The organism is Blautia sp. AF14-40 (assembly GCF_003479665.1).
Taxonomy (GTDB): domain Bacteria; phylum Bacillota; class Clostridia; order Lachnospirales; family Lachnospiraceae; genus Fusicatenibacter; species Fusicatenibacter saccharivorans.
Map to the genome: position 1 here is coordinate 22,398 of NZ_QUHK01000012.1, position 16,286 is coordinate 38,683.

13 protein-coding genes and 1 other annotated feature are annotated in these 16,286 nt (G+C 51.7%); of the genes, 8 read left to right on the top strand and 5 right to left on the bottom strand.

The window, feature by feature from the left end; translation table 11 throughout:
* Positions 1-90 precede the first annotated feature (90 nt).
* From DWW13_RS10155 to pdxR, 3 genes are all read left to right on the top strand, one after another.
* Entirely contained in the window at positions 91-579 is a 489-nt protein-coding gene (locus DWW13_RS10155) for an Lrp/AsnC family transcriptional regulator (RefSeq protein ID WP_022463079.1), read from the top strand.
* 151 nt (positions 580-730) lie between these two features.
* Entirely contained in the window at positions 731-2,404 is a 1,674-nt protein-coding gene (locus DWW13_RS10160) for a glutamine--tRNA ligase/YqeY domain fusion protein (RefSeq protein ID WP_022463080.1), read from the top strand.
* A gap of 87 nt (positions 2,405-2,491) precedes the next feature.
* A complete protein-coding gene (pdxR, locus tag DWW13_RS10165; protein ID WP_055267548.1) occupies positions 2,492-3,898 on the top strand; it encodes a MocR-like pyridoxine biosynthesis transcription factor PdxR in 1,407 nt (468 codons plus the stop codon).
* Between the two features lie 97 nt (positions 3,899-3,995).
* Here the strand turns inward: pdxR and pepF are convergent, their stop codons facing one another.
* From pepF to DWW13_RS10180, 3 genes are all read right to left on the bottom strand, one after another.
* Entirely contained in the window at positions 3,996-5,798 is a 1,803-nt protein-coding gene (pepF, locus tag DWW13_RS10170) for an oligoendopeptidase F (RefSeq protein ID WP_173816125.1), read from the bottom strand.
* An 82-nt stretch (positions 5,799-5,880) separates the two neighbouring features.
* Positions 5,881-6,252, bottom strand: a complete 372-nt coding sequence (locus DWW13_RS10175; protein ID WP_118659416.1) for a hypothetical protein — start codon at positions 6,250-6,252, stop codon at positions 5,881-5,883.
* A 143-nt stretch (positions 6,253-6,395) separates the two neighbouring features.
* The gene (locus DWW13_RS10180; protein ID WP_117804323.1) at positions 6,396-7,217 is read right to left on the bottom strand and encodes a Cof-type HAD-IIB family hydrolase; all 822 of its coding nucleotides are present in this window, start codon (positions 7,215-7,217) and stop codon (positions 6,396-6,398) included.
* A 174-nt stretch (positions 7,218-7,391) separates the two neighbouring features.
* On the opposite strand from DWW13_RS10180, the gene DWW13_RS10185 reads away from it, so the two are divergent.
* From DWW13_RS10185 to DWW13_RS10195, 3 genes are read left to right on the top strand one after another with little or no spacing between them, the layout of a single operon-like run.
* Positions 7,392-8,060: an HAD family hydrolase gene (locus DWW13_RS10185; RefSeq protein ID WP_055221324.1), complete on the top strand. Its 669-nt coding sequence runs from the start codon at positions 7,392-7,394 to the stop codon at positions 8,058-8,060.
* A 23-nt stretch (positions 8,061-8,083) separates the two neighbouring features.
* Positions 8,084-8,347 carry a hypothetical protein gene (locus DWW13_RS10190; protein ID WP_055221292.1) on the top strand — a complete coding sequence of 88 codons (264 nt, stop codon included), beginning with the start codon at positions 8,084-8,086 and terminating at the stop codon, positions 8,345-8,347.
* A gap of 24 nt (positions 8,348-8,371) precedes the next feature.
* Positions 8,372-9,766 carry an NAD(P)/FAD-dependent oxidoreductase gene (locus DWW13_RS10195; RefSeq protein ID WP_022463087.1) on the top strand — a complete coding sequence of 465 codons (1,395 nt, stop codon included), beginning with the start codon at positions 8,372-8,374 and terminating at the stop codon, positions 9,764-9,766.
* A 79-nt stretch (positions 9,767-9,845) separates the two neighbouring features.
* On the opposite strand, the gene DWW13_RS10200 is transcribed toward DWW13_RS10195, so the two are convergent.
* Positions 9,846-10,667: an AraC family transcriptional regulator gene (locus DWW13_RS10200; protein WP_055267489.1), complete on the bottom strand. Its 822-nt coding sequence runs from the start codon at positions 10,665-10,667 to the stop codon at positions 9,846-9,848.
* A 161-nt stretch (positions 10,668-10,828) separates the two neighbouring features.
* Here DWW13_RS10200 and DWW13_RS10205 point away from each other — a divergent pair, with 161 nt between their 5' ends.
* The gene (locus tag DWW13_RS10205; protein ID WP_118720029.1) at positions 10,829-12,844 is read left to right on the top strand and encodes a beta-galactosidase; all 2,016 of its coding nucleotides are present in this window, start codon (positions 10,829-10,831) and stop codon (positions 12,842-12,844) included.
* A gap of 104 nt (positions 12,845-12,948) precedes the next feature.
* On the opposite strand, the gene DWW13_RS10210 is transcribed toward DWW13_RS10205, so the two are convergent.
* A complete protein-coding gene (locus tag DWW13_RS10210; protein ID WP_118640276.1) occupies positions 12,949-14,070 on the bottom strand; it encodes a phosphotransferase enzyme family protein in 1,122 nt (373 codons plus the stop codon).
* A gap of 144 nt (positions 14,071-14,214) precedes the next feature.
* Positions 14,215-14,490: a binding site (T-box leader), on the top strand.
* A gap of 71 nt (positions 14,491-14,561) precedes the next feature.
* Between DWW13_RS10210 and ilvB the strand changes: the two genes are divergently transcribed.
* Positions 14,562-16,280 carry a biosynthetic-type acetolactate synthase large subunit gene (ilvB, locus tag DWW13_RS10215; protein ID WP_118720031.1) on the top strand — a complete coding sequence of 573 codons (1,719 nt, stop codon included), beginning with the start codon at positions 14,562-14,564 and terminating at the stop codon, positions 16,278-16,280.
* Positions 16,281-16,286 lie beyond the last annotated feature (6 nt).

A 16,286-nucleotide genomic window follows, 5' to 3' on the forward strand; every position in this document is an offset into this window, starting at 1 on the left:
CAGTTTCCGCGAGGACACGTTTTCGTAGACAAAAAACGGCGAACGTGATATGCTGAACAGTATAAAAGTGAAAAAACAGGAGAGCAGCGTATGAAACATGAAAAAAGCAAGAACGATGCGATGCGCCATGAGCTCGATCACATCGATGCAAAAATCTTGAATCTCCTTCGGGAAAATGCCAGGATGCCGCTGAAAGAAATCGCGGAACACGTATTTTTATCCTCCCCGGCAGTTTCCGCCAGAATTGAGCGGCTGGAGAAGGAAGGCTACATTACAGGATATCAGGTCAAATTAAATCCGGCGCTTTTGGGATATCCGATCAAAGCGTTCATCAACCTCGAGGTTGAGCCGGTTCAGAAAAAAGAATTTTATCCCTATATTGAAAAGGTCCACAATGTCGTGGAATGTAATTGCGTTACCGGTGATTACTCCATGCTCATTGAGGGCCTTTTTGTTAGCACCATTGAGCTCGACCAGTTTATCGGCGAGCTGCAGCATTTTGGACGGACGCGGACGCAGATCGTGTTCTCGACCTCCGTGGAGCACCGCCAGGTGACCGCACACGAGGCAGAAGAATAGGCACCGGTCCGCTCCGGCGGCTTTGTGTACCGAAAAAAATGCTTTGCAGGAGAATGCTTTTGTGTTATAGTGATAGAATACACAGAGCATTTTGCGCCCTTTTCGGGACAGTGCTCCAAACGAAAAGATTCGAGGGAGGCCTGACCTTATTATGGAAGAAAAAGAAGTTGTTTCCAAAAATTTTATCGAGCTTGCGATTGACAAAGATCTGGCAGAGGGCGTTTACGACCATGTATGCACACGATTCCCGCCGGAGCCAAACGGCTATCTTCATATCGGACATGCAAAATCCATCCTGTTAAACTACGGTTTATCACAGGAGTACAACGGAGAGTTCCACATGCGTTTCGATGATACAAACCCGACGAAAGAGAAAACCGAGTTTGTTGATTCCATCAAAGCCGATATCCAGTGGCTTGGTGCAGACTGGAAAGATCATCTGTACTACGCATCCGATTATTTCCCACAGATGTATGAGGCAGCCGTAAAACTGATCAAAAAAGGAAAAGCATTCGTCTGCGATCTGTCCGCAGAGGAGATCCGTGAGTACCGCGGAACCTTAACCGAGCCTGGAAAAGAGAGCCCGTACCGCAATCGTTCCGTGGAGGAAAACCTGGACCTGTTCGAGCGCATGAAAAACGGCGAATTCGAGGACGGAAGCAAAGTACTCCGTGCGAAAATCGATATGGCATCACCGAACATCAACATGAGAGACCCGGTTATCTACCGTGTAGCCCATATGCATCACCACAGAACCGGCGATACCTGGTGCATCTACCCGATGTACGACTTCGCGCATCCGATCGAGGACGCCATCGAAGGCATTACCCATTCTATCTGTACGCTGGAGTTTGAGGACCACCGTCCGCTGTACGACTGGGTTGTACGCGAGCTGGAATATCCGATGCCGCCGCGCCAGATTGAGTTTGCAAAGCTGTATCTGACCAACGTGGTTACCGGAAAACGTTACATCAAAAAGCTGGTAGAGGACGGCGTGGTAGACGGCTGGGATGACCCGCGTCTCGTATCCATCGCAGCACTCCGCCGCAGAGGCTTTACACCGGAGTCCATCAAGAAATTCGTAGATCTGTGCGGTGTATCAAAAGCAAACAGCTCCGTTGACTATGCGATGCTGGAGTACTGCATCCGCGAGGATCTGAAGCTGAAAAAAGCCCGTACCATGGCAGTCTTAAATCCGGTGAAACTTGTCATCGACAACTATCCGGAAGACCAGATTGAGATGCTGGAAGTACAGAATAACCTCGAGAATCCGGAGCTTGGCAGCCGTCAGGTACCGTTCGGAAGAGAACTGTACATCGAGCGCGAAGACTTCATGGAGGAGCCGGTCCGCAAATACTTCCGTATGTTCCCGGGCAATGAAGTCCGCCTGATGAACGCATACTTCGTCACCTGCACCGGATGCGAGAAAGACGAGAACGGAAATATTACCGTAATCCATGGAACGTACGATCCGGAGTCCAAGGGAGGAAATTCCCCGGACGGAAGAAAAGTAAAAGGAACAATCCACTGGGTAGCAGCAAAGACCGCCGTCAAAGCAGAGTGCCGTCTGTACGAAAACCTGATCGACGAGGAGAAGGGCGTTTACAACGAGGATGGTTCCATGAACCTGAATCCGAATTCCCTGACCGTATTAAAAGAGTGCTATCTGGAGCCGTCTTTAAAAGATGCGAAAGCATATGACAGCTTCCAGTTTGTCAGAAACGGATTCTTCTGTGTAGACGCAAAAGATTCCAAAGAGGATGCGCTGGTGTTCAACCGTATCGTATCCCTGAAGAGCTCTTTCAAGCTGCCGGCAGCGAAATAAATAAGAATTTTGAAATGGAACAGAGCAGCCGCCTGGATGAAACCGACATCCCAAGCGGCTGTTCTTTTTGTCAGGGGAGATGGGAAGATGAATGAATTGACGATTTCGCTGGATCCGCATCGGAAGACACCGCTCTATGAGCAGATCTACGGTTTTATCCGCGAGGAAATCCGCGGCGGACGGATCCGTGCAGGGGAGCGGCTGCCGTCGGCGCGGGCGCTTTCGGGCTATCTGTCGGTGAGCCGGAGTACCGTGGATCTGGCGTATGAGCAGCTGGTATCCGAAGGGTATCTGGAGAGTGTGCCGTGCAAAGGCTACTTTGTCTGTGAGATTGAGGGGCTGTACCGCCTCGATGAAAAGAAAGAGGAGACAAAAGAGGATGATGCCGCGGAACAGATGCCGTTCCGCTACGATTTTGCCGTGACCGGTACGGCGCCGGGCGGATTTCCGCAGAACAGCTGGAAGAAGATCTCGAAAGAAGTCCTGCTGGACGCAGATGACAGCCTGTTCCAGCTCGGGGATGCGAAGGGCGAGCACGGTCTTCGGGAGGCAATCCGCGACTATCTGCACCACGCACGCGGCGTGAACTGCCGCACGGAGCAGATCATCGTCGGAGCGGGAAATGATTATCTGCTGATGCTGCTTTCGGTGATCTTAGGGCGTGGCCATAAAGTGGCGATGGAAAATCCGACCTACATCAGTGCCTACCGCTGTTTTGCGAAGCTCGGCTATGCGATGTGTACGATTTCGATGGACGAAGCGGGCATGCGGCCGGCGGAGCTGGAAAAAAGCGGGGCGGATCTGGCGTACATCATGCCGTCGCACCAGTTCCCGATGGGCATGGTCATGCCGATGAAGAGGCGGATGCAGCTCCTTGCGTGGGCATCGAGGGAAAATGGGCGGTATCTGATTGAGGATGATTACGACAGTGAATTCCGCTACAAGGGCCGCCCGATCCCGGCACTGCAGGGCAATGACACAGAGGGAAAAGTGATCTATCTTGGAACGTTTTCGCGGGCGATTGCGCCGTCCATCCGCATCAGCTACATGGTGCTGCCGGAGACGCTGCTGCCTGCCTACGAGGAGAACGGAAGATGCTTTTCCGCGACAGTTTCGAAGACGGACCAGAAGATTCTGGAAGAGTTTATGCGGAGCGGCGCGTTCGAGCGCCATCTGAACCGGATGCGTGCACAGTATAAAGGGAAACACGACCTGCTGATCCGGCTTCTGAAGGAGTTTGGGCGGGAGTACACGGTGTCCGGCGAGAATGCGGGAGTCCATGTGCTGGTCCACCTGCCGAGAGGACTTTCCGAAGCGGAGGCGGTGCAGCGGGCAAAAGAGGATGGCGTGCGCGTGTACGGGCTGGAACGGTACTGCATCGGCGCTGCCGCAGATCCCGCACAGGGCGGCACAGTGCTGCTTGGGTACGCCGGGCTTTCTGAGGAGGAGATTGCAGAGGCAGCTGCGATTCTGAAAAAGTGCTGGAATGCGTGAAAAAAGATATGAAAAAAACGGATTGCTTCGCCAGTAACAAAAGCTGACGGAACAATCCGTTTTTACTGTTCGATAGAGAGTTACAATGCGGACAGGATCAGCAGCCCAGCTCTTCGGTCAGCTCGCAGATCTCATCGATGATCGATCCAATCGTCTCGATCGTATCGAGAAGCGGTGCATCCGTCGAGATATCAACGCCGGCCATTTTTGCCAGCTCTTCCGGTGTCTTCGTGCTTCCGGCGGTCAGTACCTTTTTCCAGTCATCGACAGCGGTCTGGCCTTCGGTTTCGATGCGCCTGCAGACCTGTGTGGCAACGGTCAGTCCGGCGCTGTAGGTGTAGGAGTAAAGTCCCATATAGTAATGCGGCTGGCGCATCCAGGTGAGCGCTGCGTCATCGGAAATTTCCACATCATCGCCCCAGAACTTCTGCAGGGTCTCTTTCATAATGTTGCTTAACGTCTCAGCCTGTACGCTGTCGCCGGCATCGATGAGCTTGTAAACCTCGCGCTGGTAAGCAGCCTCCATCAGATGGGTGACGAAGTTATGATAATATGTGTTGCTGATCATACAGCTTAAAACCCAGCGGCGGAACCGTTTGTCCGGGGTCGTTTTCAGCAGATAATGAGCCATAAGAAGCTCGTTCATGGTAGACGGCGCCTCGACAAAATAAGAGGAAACCTCGGTATCGAGAATCGCCTGTGCGCCGTTGCAGAGACGGAAATGGCCGGCGTGGCCGAGTTCATGCGCCAGCGTGAAAACATCTGCCATGCGGTTATTCCAGCTTAAGAGAATAAAGGAACCTTTTCCGTACGGGCTGGCACAGAAGCCGCCGGTGGATTTTCCCTGGTTCTGTGCAAAGTCAACCCAGCGTTTTTTGTAGGCCTCCTGAATCATGGAAACGTAATCATCACCGAGAATGGCAAGGCCTTTTTCGATGTACTGTTTTGATTCCTCGATCGTGACAGACGGATCGTACTCCGGGTCGACGGCGATTTTCAGATCGGCGAAGGTCATGCGGTCAAGGTTGTGAACCTTTTTCAGCAGGCGGGCATATTTGCGCATATGCGGAGCCAGGCGGGTGGTGATGAGATCGATCTGGCGGTTGTACAGCTCACGGCTGACCTGCTGCGGGAACAGCAGAGAATCGATGACGGAATTGAAGCCGCGCAGCGTGGCCATGGTCTTTTCTGTCTGCAGCTGGGCATTGTAAGCAGCTGCCGTTACATTTTCGTACTGTCTGATTTTTGTAGAAAAGGCGGAGAATGCACTGCGGCGGATATCGGTGTCTTTTTCGTACTCGTAATTATCCTCAAACAGGGAGTAGCCGAGCGGATATTCTTTTCCGTTTACGGTGAAAGAATCAAATTTCATATCGGCAAGCTTTGCCATGTTGTAGATCTGGTACGGAGCCGAGAAGGTCTGGGAAAGAGCGGAAATGGCACGCTCGGTTTCCGGGCTCAGGCGGTGTGCCTTGTTGCGGAGAATCTCGGCGAGATAGCAGCGGTTCGTATCTGACTGCTGCATGGCCTCGTTCAAAACATCCTCGGACTGTTCGGAAAGCTCGCTCTCGATAAAGGTGAGACGGCTGAAAATCTCAGAGATCAGGCTGTTGATGCGGTCGTTGCGCGTCTGGTTTGCACTGTTGTAATAGTCGACAGAAACGGCGAGATCGCAGTAGTTGGCGGTCAGTGTGATCAGACGGTAGACCTCCTGGTAATCGTCGAGGCAGTGGTTGATCGTGGCTGCATCGGTGAGGTTTCCTTTGTAGGATGCTTCCATAGAAAGACTTAATTCTTTCATTTTCTGCGCATCAGCCAGCATGGCCTCCTCGGTTGGATAAATTAAAGACAGGTCCCAGGTAAGTTCTACAGGAACGTCATCGCGTTTTGCAAGTTCCATAACAATCTCCTTTCCATAAAAAAGGGGAGGTTTCCCTCCCCAGGAATTACTTCCTTATGTTTCTATATTCTGTTTTTGGGTTTTATTCTGCGGTTACTTCGCTTTCTTCCTGTGGAGAAACTTCACGATCCGCACAGCTTTCTTTTTCAGCGTCTTCTTCTTCGGACTCTGCGGTTGCGCTTTCAGCTTCTGTATCAGCTGTTTCGGAACCTTTATTGCAAGCTGCAGATTCCGGATCCGGTGCAGCATCCTCCGCACCTTTCGTTTTCGGAAGGGTCGTATAAGTACGTTCAGCAGGAGCAGGCTCTTCCTCTTCAAATTCGTCTTTAAAATCGTCAAAATCTGTTTCAAGATCTGCTTTTCCTTTCCGGATAAAATAGACTGCCGCACCGCAGGCTGCGCCGACAGCGGCAGAAGCCAGAGTAAGCAGAATACGTTTTGATTTCCGTGACATCTCGATTCAAGTCTCCTTTCAAATGCCGTCCTTTGAAACTATTGTAATACAGTTTCAACAAAAAAGAAAGTAAAATCTTACAGAATTCGGAAAAAGTGCCAAAGAAAACAAGAAAAAGAAGGTTTCCTGACACAGAAACAGAATCAGGCAAGGATAAACTTACGAAGAATCTCCGCCACGCCGCTGTGATTGCAGTCGTTTTCCGTGATATAATCGGCACTCGCCTTTACGGCATCGGTCGCATTTTTCATGGCGGCACCGACGGCAGCGGCCTCGATCATCGAAATATCATTTTCCTGATCTCCGGCAGCCACGGTGTTGGCAAGCGGAATCTGAAGAAGCTCGCAGAGTTTTTTCACGGCATGGCCCTTGGAAACGTGTTCCGGGACATGCTCGAGATAATGCGGGCTGGAGTAGAACATCGAAATTTTTCCTTTTGCCCACGGCTCCATGGCAGCGCGGTAAGCGTCCATTTTTGCACGGTCGTGGAGATCAATCACGATCATCTTGCACGGCTCCTTGGCGAGGTGTTCCGGCAGAAGCGGATCCTCCACAACGGGAATGTGGATTGCCTGCGTGTAAATACGCGTTTCCTCGCCCGCATGGCGGCAGAGAAGAGAGGTGTCGGAGTAGGTGTGGCAGTAGAGGCCTGCCTCCTGCGTTTTTTCGAAAATCACGCGTGCATATTCGAGCGGAATCGTGCGGCGGTGCAGCGTTTTTTGCGCAGCACAGTCGTAAATCAGTCCGCCGTTGAAAGCGATGGCATAGCAGCCTTCGCGGTCAAGTCCGAGCTCTTTTAAGATCGGCAGAAAGCCGGAGAGCGGGCGGCCGGTGTTGAACACAATTTTGTGGCCGGCGGCAAGTGCCTCTGAAATGGCATCCATGTTTTCTTTTGTCACCTGCTTTTCGGAATTCAGCAGGGTATCGTCCATATCGGTAAAAAATATTTTCACAGTCTGATTCATATTCTCTTTTTTTCCTTTCCAAGAATCTGAAAAACAGCTTCATTTTATCACAAAGTGCAGGAAAAGAAAATATGGTTGCGCAGGGAGAAAATACAGGATATAATGATTGCGGACAAGAAGAGAGAGAAGAAAGAAAATCGAAGAACAAAAGAGACAATGAAGGGAAGTCAGAATATGATAAAAGCTTGTATCTTTGACCTGGACGGCACCATCGCAGACACTGTAGAGTCGATTGCGCACGCAGTCAACCGCGTTCTGGAACATTTTGGACTTGTGCCGCGCCCGGTAGAAGCCTTCAACTTTTACGCCGGAGACGGTTTCGATCTGGCAGTGGAGCGCGCTTTAAAAGACGCCGGAGATGCAGAACTCAACTATCTGCAGGAGGGCATCCGCCTTGGCCGCGCGTGGTTCAACGAGGACCCGCTGTATCACGTAAAACCGTATCCTAATATGCGGGAAACCCTGACCGCGCTGCGGGAAGAAGTTCCGATTGCCGTATGTTCCAACAAGCCGCACGAGGCGGCCATCCACGTCGTGGAGAGCGTGTACGGACCGGGCTTTTTCAACCGGATTCAGGGGCAGACCGCAGAAATCCCGAGAAAGCCGTCTCCGATCGGTGCGCTCGCGATTGCAGACGCACTCGGCGCCAGACCGGAAGAGTGCCTGTACTTTGGCGATACCAATACGGATATGCAGACCGGAAACGCCGCAGGCATGTTTACCGTTGGTGTGACGTGGGGATTCCGCCCGCGCCAGGAGCTGATCGACAACCATGCGATGGAGCTGCTCGACCGGCCGGAGGAAATCTTAACGCTTTTTCACAGAAAGAATCAGGAAAAATAAAACGAACAGAGGAGAAAACCAGAATGGGAGAATATACTGAAGAATGCATCAACACATTTTTAATGAATCAGGGCCAGTTATTCGACGAGCCGGTGGCTGAAAATTACGATGAGGCAGAGGCCTTTCTGGAGGACTGCCTTGCAGTCGTTGCCGACAATCTGGACGACGTGCGCGCCTACATGGAAGAAGAGGGCATGGACGTGGAAGAAATGTCGGATGCAGAATTAGAAGAGCAGAGCGAAGTCTTTGCCCTGCCGGACGGCCAGTATCTGATCGTGATGGGATAAAAAACGAGAGGAAATTAAAAAAGAATGAAATATGATGTCATTATTATCGGCGCAGGCCCGTCAGGTATTTTCTGTGCCTATGAACTGCTGAAAGAAAAACCGGATCTGAAGGTGCTGATGATCGAAAAAGGACGTTCGATCGAGAGCCGTCAGTGTCCAAAGAGAAAAACGAAAAAATGCGTGAACTGCAAACCGTGCTCGATCACAACGGGATTTGCCGGAGCAGGCGCATTCTCCGACGGAAAGCTTTCTCTTTCCCCGGATGTCGGTGGAAATCTGCCGGAGATTTTAGGATATGAAAAGACGGTTGAGCTGATCCATGAGTCCGACCAGATCTATCTGGATTTCGGCGCAGACAAGAATGTTTACGGTGTCGATAAAGAAAAAGAGATCCGTGAGATCCGCCGCAGAGCGATCAACGCCAACCTGAAGCTGATCGAATGTCCAATCCGCCATCTCGGAACCGAGGAGGGATACAAGATTTACAGCCGCCTCGAGGATCACTTAAAAGAGATCGGCGTGGAAATGAAATTCAACACGATGGTCAATGATATTACGATCGAGGACGGCCGTGCGACAGCTGTAACACTTGAGGACGGAACGGTTTACGAGGCAGATGAGATTGTCTCCGCAGTAGGCCGCGAGGGAGCCGACTGGTTCTCACATATCTGCAACGGCCACGGCATCGAGACCGAGGTCGGAACCGTCGATATCGGTGTCCGCGTGGAAGTCCGCGACGAGGTCATGGAGTTCCTGAACAAGAACCTGTACGAGGCAAAACTCGTTTACTATACCCCGACTTTTGACGACAAAGTGCGTACCTTCTGTACGAACCCGTCCGGTGAGGTGGCAACTGAGTATTATGAAAACGGTCTGGCAGTTGTAAACGGTCACGCCTACAAATCCCAGGAGTTCAAGACAAACAACACGAACTTTGCCCTCCTGGTATCCAAGAACTTTACGAAACCATTTAAAACCCCGATCGAGTACGGCAAACAGATCGCACAGCTTTCCAACATGCTCTGCGACGGCAAGATCCTCGTTCAGACGTACGGCGATTTCAAACGCGGAAGAAGAACGACAGAAGAGCGTCTCTGCCGCAATAACCTGATCCCGACCTTAAAAGATGCCGTTCCGGGCGACCTTTCCCTGGTATTCCCGCACCGTATCATGGTCGACATTGCCGAGATGATCGAAGCCCTCGACAAAGTAACACCGGGTATCGCCAGCGATGAGACACTGCTGTACGGCGTAGAAGTCAAATTCTATTCCAACAAAGTTGTCGTAGACAAAGACTTCTGCACCAGCGTCAAAGGCCTCCGCGCCATCGGCGACGGCGCATCCGTAACCCGCGGCCTCCAGCAGGCAAGCGCAAACGGACTGTCGGTTGCGAGAAGCATTCTGAAAAGCATGAAATAAGAGAGAACGAAAAAAGATCCTTCGTCTGTGAAATGAGACGGAGGATCTTTTTTTGCGCCGGAAAGAGGGGGGGTTCAGATTATATGCCGTACAGCTTCCGGAACTGCTTCGGCGTTGTCCCGGTCTGCTGGCGGAAAACCGAGATAAAGTAGCTGACATCGCGGTAGCCGCAGAGGGCGGCGATGCCGTCGAGCGTAGTGTAGGGACGGCTGATGAGAAGCTCCTTGGCGCGGCTGATGCGCAGAACGCTGATGTACGAGCGGACAGAGCTGCCGACAAAACGCTGGAACAGGCGTGTCAGATACTGCGGCGTGATATGGAGCTGTTCCGCGAGATCATCCACATTGAGCGGGTCGGAAAGATGACTTTCGATTTCCTGCATTGCCGGGCGGACATACTGGAGATACAGCGGATGCTCCGTCCGGGAAAGGCCGGTGCGGAGCTGGGAAAGGCGTGTCAGGAACTCAAAGCATCCGACGGAGAGCGCAGCATCGTCGATGTCATTTTTCAGAAAATGTGAGTCGATTATGCGGTCAATCCATTCCTGAAACCACGCGCCCTCTGAGGCCGGAACGAAAAGATACGGCGAGACGGCACAGATTTTATAGAGATCATCGGAGAGCTTTCCGTCAAAGGTCAGAAAGGATGTAAACCACATCCCGCTGCCGTCGTTTTCGCGGTATTCATGCGGCACATGCGGAGCAATCAGAACACCGTCACCTGGTTTCAGCAAAAGTTTCTGGCCTTCGAGGGTCAGCAGCCCTTCGCCGCGTTCCGTCTGGATCCAGTGATATAAGGGGAATCCGTTCGGGCGCACAACGGGCTCCTGCAGCCAGCGGTTGCCGATGCTGTCAGCGGAGAGGGAAAAATCGGAGGCGGATGGTTTAAAGAAAATAGGCATAACAGTCAGTTCCTTTCTGAAAGAAAAGTCTAAAATAAGATTCCGGAATGAGTTTCGAAAATTCATACTTTTTAGACAAGCATATCATACTTTTCTCACAAAGACCAGTATATAATAGAGCTATCAAAACGAGATATCCAAACACAGGAGGAATCAAAAAAATGCAGCCAAAATTCAAAAAAATGTTATACGGAGGAGACTACAACCCAAACCAGTGGCCAAAAGAGATCTGGGATGAGGATATGAAACTTTTCCATCAGGCCGGCATCAACAGCACCACGATCAACGTATTTTCCTGGGCAAAAATCCAGCCGTCCGAGAATGAGTACGACTTTACAGAGCTCGATGAGATCGTAGACACCCTGACAAAAGAGGACGTTCAGATCGTCATGGCAACATCCACCGGCGCACTCCCGGCATGGATGGTACACCGTTATCCGGAAGTGGCAAGAACCGATTTCGAAGGACGCCATCACAAATTCGGTCATCGCCACAATGCCTGCCCGAACAGCCCGGTTTTCCAGAAATATGCAAAACGCCTGGCAGAAAAACTGGCAGAGCGTTACGGCGACAACAAAAACATCGTCTGCTGGCACATCAGCAATGAGTACGGCGGCGAGTGCTACTGCGAGAACTGTGCAAAAGCGTTCCGCGTATGGCTGAAAGACAAATACAAAACACTCGATGAAGTCAACAAGGCATGGAACATGGAGTTCTGGGGGCACACCATCTACGACTGGGACGAGATTGTACCGCCGAACGATCTGGGAGACGGAATGCCATGGGGAAGCGGCACTGCATTTGCAGGAATGTCCCTCGACTACATGCGTTTCAACTCCGACGGCATGCTGAACAACTACAAAATGGAGCGTGACGCGATCCGCAAATACGACAAAGAAACCCCGATCACCACAAACCTGATGGGAACGTACAAAGGCCTCGACTACTTCAAGTGGGCAAAAGAAATGGATATCGTATCCTGGGACAACTACCCGAGCTACAATACACCATGGAGCCACGTAGCTATGACCCACGACCTGATGCGCGGCCTCAAAGACGCACCGTTCATGCTGATGGAGCAGACTCCGAGCCAGCAGAACTGGCAGCCGTACAACTCCTTAAAGAAACCGGGCCAGATGCGCGCACAGAGCTATCAGACCGTTGCACACGGCGCAGACACGATTCAGTTCTTCCAGCTGAGAAGAAGCGTCGGCGGATGCGAGAAATTCCATGGTGCTGTTATCGCACACGCAGGAACCGCAGATACCCGTGTCTTCCGTGAGGTAACCCAGCTCGGAAAAGAACTGGAGAAAATCGGAAGCCGTGTGATGGGCTCCGAGAACCACGCAAAAGTCGGCATTATCTTCGACTGGGAAAACTACTGGGCACTGGAGTACACCAGCGGACCGAACTGCGATTTACGTTACGTAGACCAGATCGAGCAGATGTACAATTACTTCTATAACAAGAACATCGCTGTCGATATGATCCCGATCGACGCGGACTTCTCCAAATATGACCTCGTTGCAGCACCGGTTCTCTACATGGTAAAAGACGGTGTGGCAGAGAGCCTGGAGGCTTATGTACAGGCAGGCGGAACCCTCATCACCACCTACATGAGCGGTATCGTCGGACAGTCGGACAACGTTCATCTCGGCGGATACCCGGGACCGCTCAGAAAAATGGCAGGCGTATGGGTAGAAGAGATCGACGCTCTTGCACCGGAGCAGAGAAACAAGATCCGTTTCGCAGACGGAACCGAGGAAGAGTGCCGTCTCGTATGTGACCTGATGCACCTCGAAGGAGCTGAAGAAATCGCACAGTATGAGAGCGATTTCTATGCAGGCATGACTGCTGTTGCAAAAAATCAGTTCGGAAAAGGAACCGTATATTATGTCGGAACCGACCTTTCTGAGAGCGGCCTTGCAAAAGTTCTTGCTATGGCAGCAGACAGCGCAGCCATCCAGCCGGTGATTGGAGAAGCAACAGCACTCGAGATCACAAAACGCCAGGCAGACGGCGAGGATCTGTACTTTATCATCAACTTCAAAGATGAGGAGATTTCGCTTCCGGCAGTCTTCGACGGAAAAGAAGATATCCTGACCGGCGAGAAAGTACAGGGCGGCGAGATGCTGAAGAAATACGATCTGCGGATTGTCAGCGTTCCGAGAGCATAATATAAAACATATTGTATAGTAGAAAGATAACAAAAAAGACACAGCAGGAGGCAGAAAGATACTTCCAGCTGTGTCTTTTTGATGCTGTGAATTTATGCGGGTGCTTAGTGGGAAAACGAAGCCCGTGCGACGATGTTCTCCATCTCGCCCCATTTCTCCTCCATATCCGCTACAAGCGCGATCTGTGTCCGCGCCCGTACGAGGTTGTGCTCCGGGTAAGCGGTTTTGAAGTAGGTATCGCCCATCAGGTAATCGGCGAGAAAACGGATGCCGCATTCGAGGGTCATTAATTTTGCACCCATCGGCAGCATTTCGACTTCCGCGCGGGTCAAAGAGCCTGCGCAGCCTGCGAGAAAGCCCTTTGTATAGCTCTCAAAGAGAGGAAGGGAAAGAGACACCTTCGAGACATCCTGTTCGTCCTCAGCGGCCGTATTCGCGCCGAAGCGGATGGAATCGCCGAAGTCAAAGATCGACAGTCCCGGCATGATTGTGTCTAGGTCGATGACGCAGATGCCCTCGCCGGTTTTGTCATCAATCATAATGTTGTTCAGCTTCGTATCGTTGTGCGTTACGCGGAGCGGCAGCTCGCCCGAGGCCTTCATGCGCTCGGCTACGCCGTAATCGTCTGCGTGGTCGAGGAAAAACGCCATCTCATCCGAAACGTTTTTCAGCCGTCCTTTCGGATCCGCCTGTGCCGCCTGTAAAAGCGCCTGGTAGCGGAGCGGTGTGTTGTGGAAATCCGGGATCGTCTCGAAAAGAGAGGCGGACGGAAAATCGGAGAGCATCTGCTGGAAGCGGCCGAAAGCATTACCGGTCTCGTAAAACAGCTTTGGATCTGTCACGGCATCATAGCAGGACGCATTGGAAATAAAGAGAAATGCGCGCCAGAATTCTCCGCGCTCATCGACGAAAAACCAGGCATCGTCTGTCGTCGGAATCAGGTTCAGCGTCTCGCGGAATGGATCTCCTCCTGCGGCTGTGATTTTTTTCCGCAGAAATGATGTTACCTGTGCAATATTCTGCATCAGCTCCGTTGGATTGTGGAAAACGGTGCGGTTCATGCGCTGCAGAATCGATTTGCGGAGGACGCCGTTTTCGGTAGAGCGCACCAGAAACGTATCGTTGATATGGCCGTTCCCGTGCGGCGTCCAGTCTGTAATCGTTCCCGGGAAAGCAAATGCGTGGACAATGGAAGAGAGTTCTTCCTGTGTGTATGTAATCATCATGGGTATAAACTCCTTATTTTAATTAGAAAAACCTGATTAAGTAAAGCACACGCAGGGCGAAAAGTCAAGAAAAGGGCGCGAAACGATTGACAACGAGCGGCATTTCCGACTATAATAGACAGTAATTTAAGAAAAAACAAAACCTAAAATGCAGTGACAGGGAGGAGTACCTGGCGGCGCAAAGCAAAGAGAGGAGATGGCTGGTGGGAATCTCCGTGAGCGTGCCTGCGGAAGTAGCCCTCGAGCAGTGGACTGAACAGAAAAAGCGGACAGCAATGTTTTCCAAGTAGGCTCCAACGTAGTTCCCACGTTACCGGGATGCCGTATCGGATGAAAAAAGTTAAATCCTGTACGGAATGAGCAGAAGTGTATTCTTCTGGAATTCAGGTGGTACCGTGGATGGAAACATTCTCCCTGAACGTAAGGCACAGCAAAGGTGTTTTATGTTCGGGGATTTTTTATGCAGCAAATTTAGAACAGGAGGTTTTCATATGAAACAGATTACAGGAAACAAACTTCTGGTAAAGGCTCTGAAAGAGGAGGGTGTCGAGTATCTCTTCGGTTATCCGGGAGCCTGCACCATTGACATCAGCGATGAGCTTTACAAACAGGATGAAATCAAAATCGTTCTGCCGCGCCACGAGCAGGCGCTGGTGCATGAGGCGGATGCCTATGCGAGAACGACAGGAAAAGTCGGCGTATGCCTCGTTACCAGCGGCCCTGGTGCAACCAACCTGGTCACCGGTCTTGCAACGGCAAACTACGACAGCGTTCCGCTTGTCTGCTTCACCGGACAGGTACCCCGCCACCTCATCGGAAACGATGCATTCCAGGAGGTTGATATCGTCGGCATCACCCGCAGCATCACGAAATACGGCGTGACGGTAAGAAACCGTGAAGATCTCGGACGCATCATCAAAGAGGCATTCTACATCGCACGCACCGGAAAACCGGGCCCGGTTCTCATTGACCTTCCAAAAGATGTCATGGCAGAGTTCGGCAGCGCAGAGTATCCGAAAAACGTCAACATCCGCGGCTACAAACCGAACACCAGCGTTCACATCGGCCAGTTAAAACGTGCGTTAAAGATGCTTTCGAAAGCAAAACGCCCGCTGTTCCTTGCCGGCGGCGGCGTCAACATCGCACATGCGCAGGAAGTGTTCCGCGAAGTGGTCGAGAAAACACAGGTGCCGGTTGTCACAACCGTTATGGGACGCGGCGCGATCTCCACGAAACATCCGCTGTTCATCGGAAACCTTGGCATGCACGGCGCGTATGCGGCGAATATGGCAGTCAGCGAGTGCGATCTGCTGTTCTCGATCGGAACACGTTTCAATGACCGTATCACCGGAAAGCTGCATGAATTTGCCCCGCACGCGCAGATTGTCCACATCGACATCGACACAGCTTCGATCTCCCGAAACATCCACGTCGATATTCCGATCGTAGCCGATGCAAAAGAGGCGATCACGAAGATAGCAGAGTACGTAGAGCCATGCTCCACATCGAAATGGCTTGCCCAGATCGATGCCTGGAAGAACGAGCATCCGCTGACGATGCGCCCGAACGGCGTGATGGGACCGCTCGATATTTTCAACGCGATCAACGAGCAGTTTGACGATGCGATCATCGTCACTGACGTCGGACAGCACCAGATGCTGACAAGTCAGTACGTCGATATTACCGAAAACCGCCAGATCATCATGTCCGGCGGCCTTGGAACGATGGGATACGGCCTTCCGGGCGCGATCGGAGCAAAAATCGGCAACCCGGACAAACCGGTCATCGCGATTTCCGGTGACGGCGGTATGCAGATGAATATTCAGGAACTTGCGACTGCCGTTCTCGAGGAGCTGCCGGTTATCCTGTGTATCTTTAATAATGAATACCTCGGCATGGTACGCCAGTGGCAGAAACTGTTTTACGGCAAACGGTACAGCATGACGAACCTGCGCGCCGGTGCACTTTCCCGCAGAACAGACGGAGAAGAGTACCCGGAATACACGCCGAATTTTATCAAATTGGCTGAGAGTTACGGCGCAAAAGGCATCCGTGTCATGAAGAAAGAGGATATCGCGGCTGCGTTTGAAGAGGCGAAGAAAAACACCAAGACTCCGACGATCATCGAATTTATCATCGATCCGGAGGAGATGGTTTACCCGATGATCAAGCCGGGCGGAACGCTCGAAGATATGATTATGGACTGTTAGGAGGAG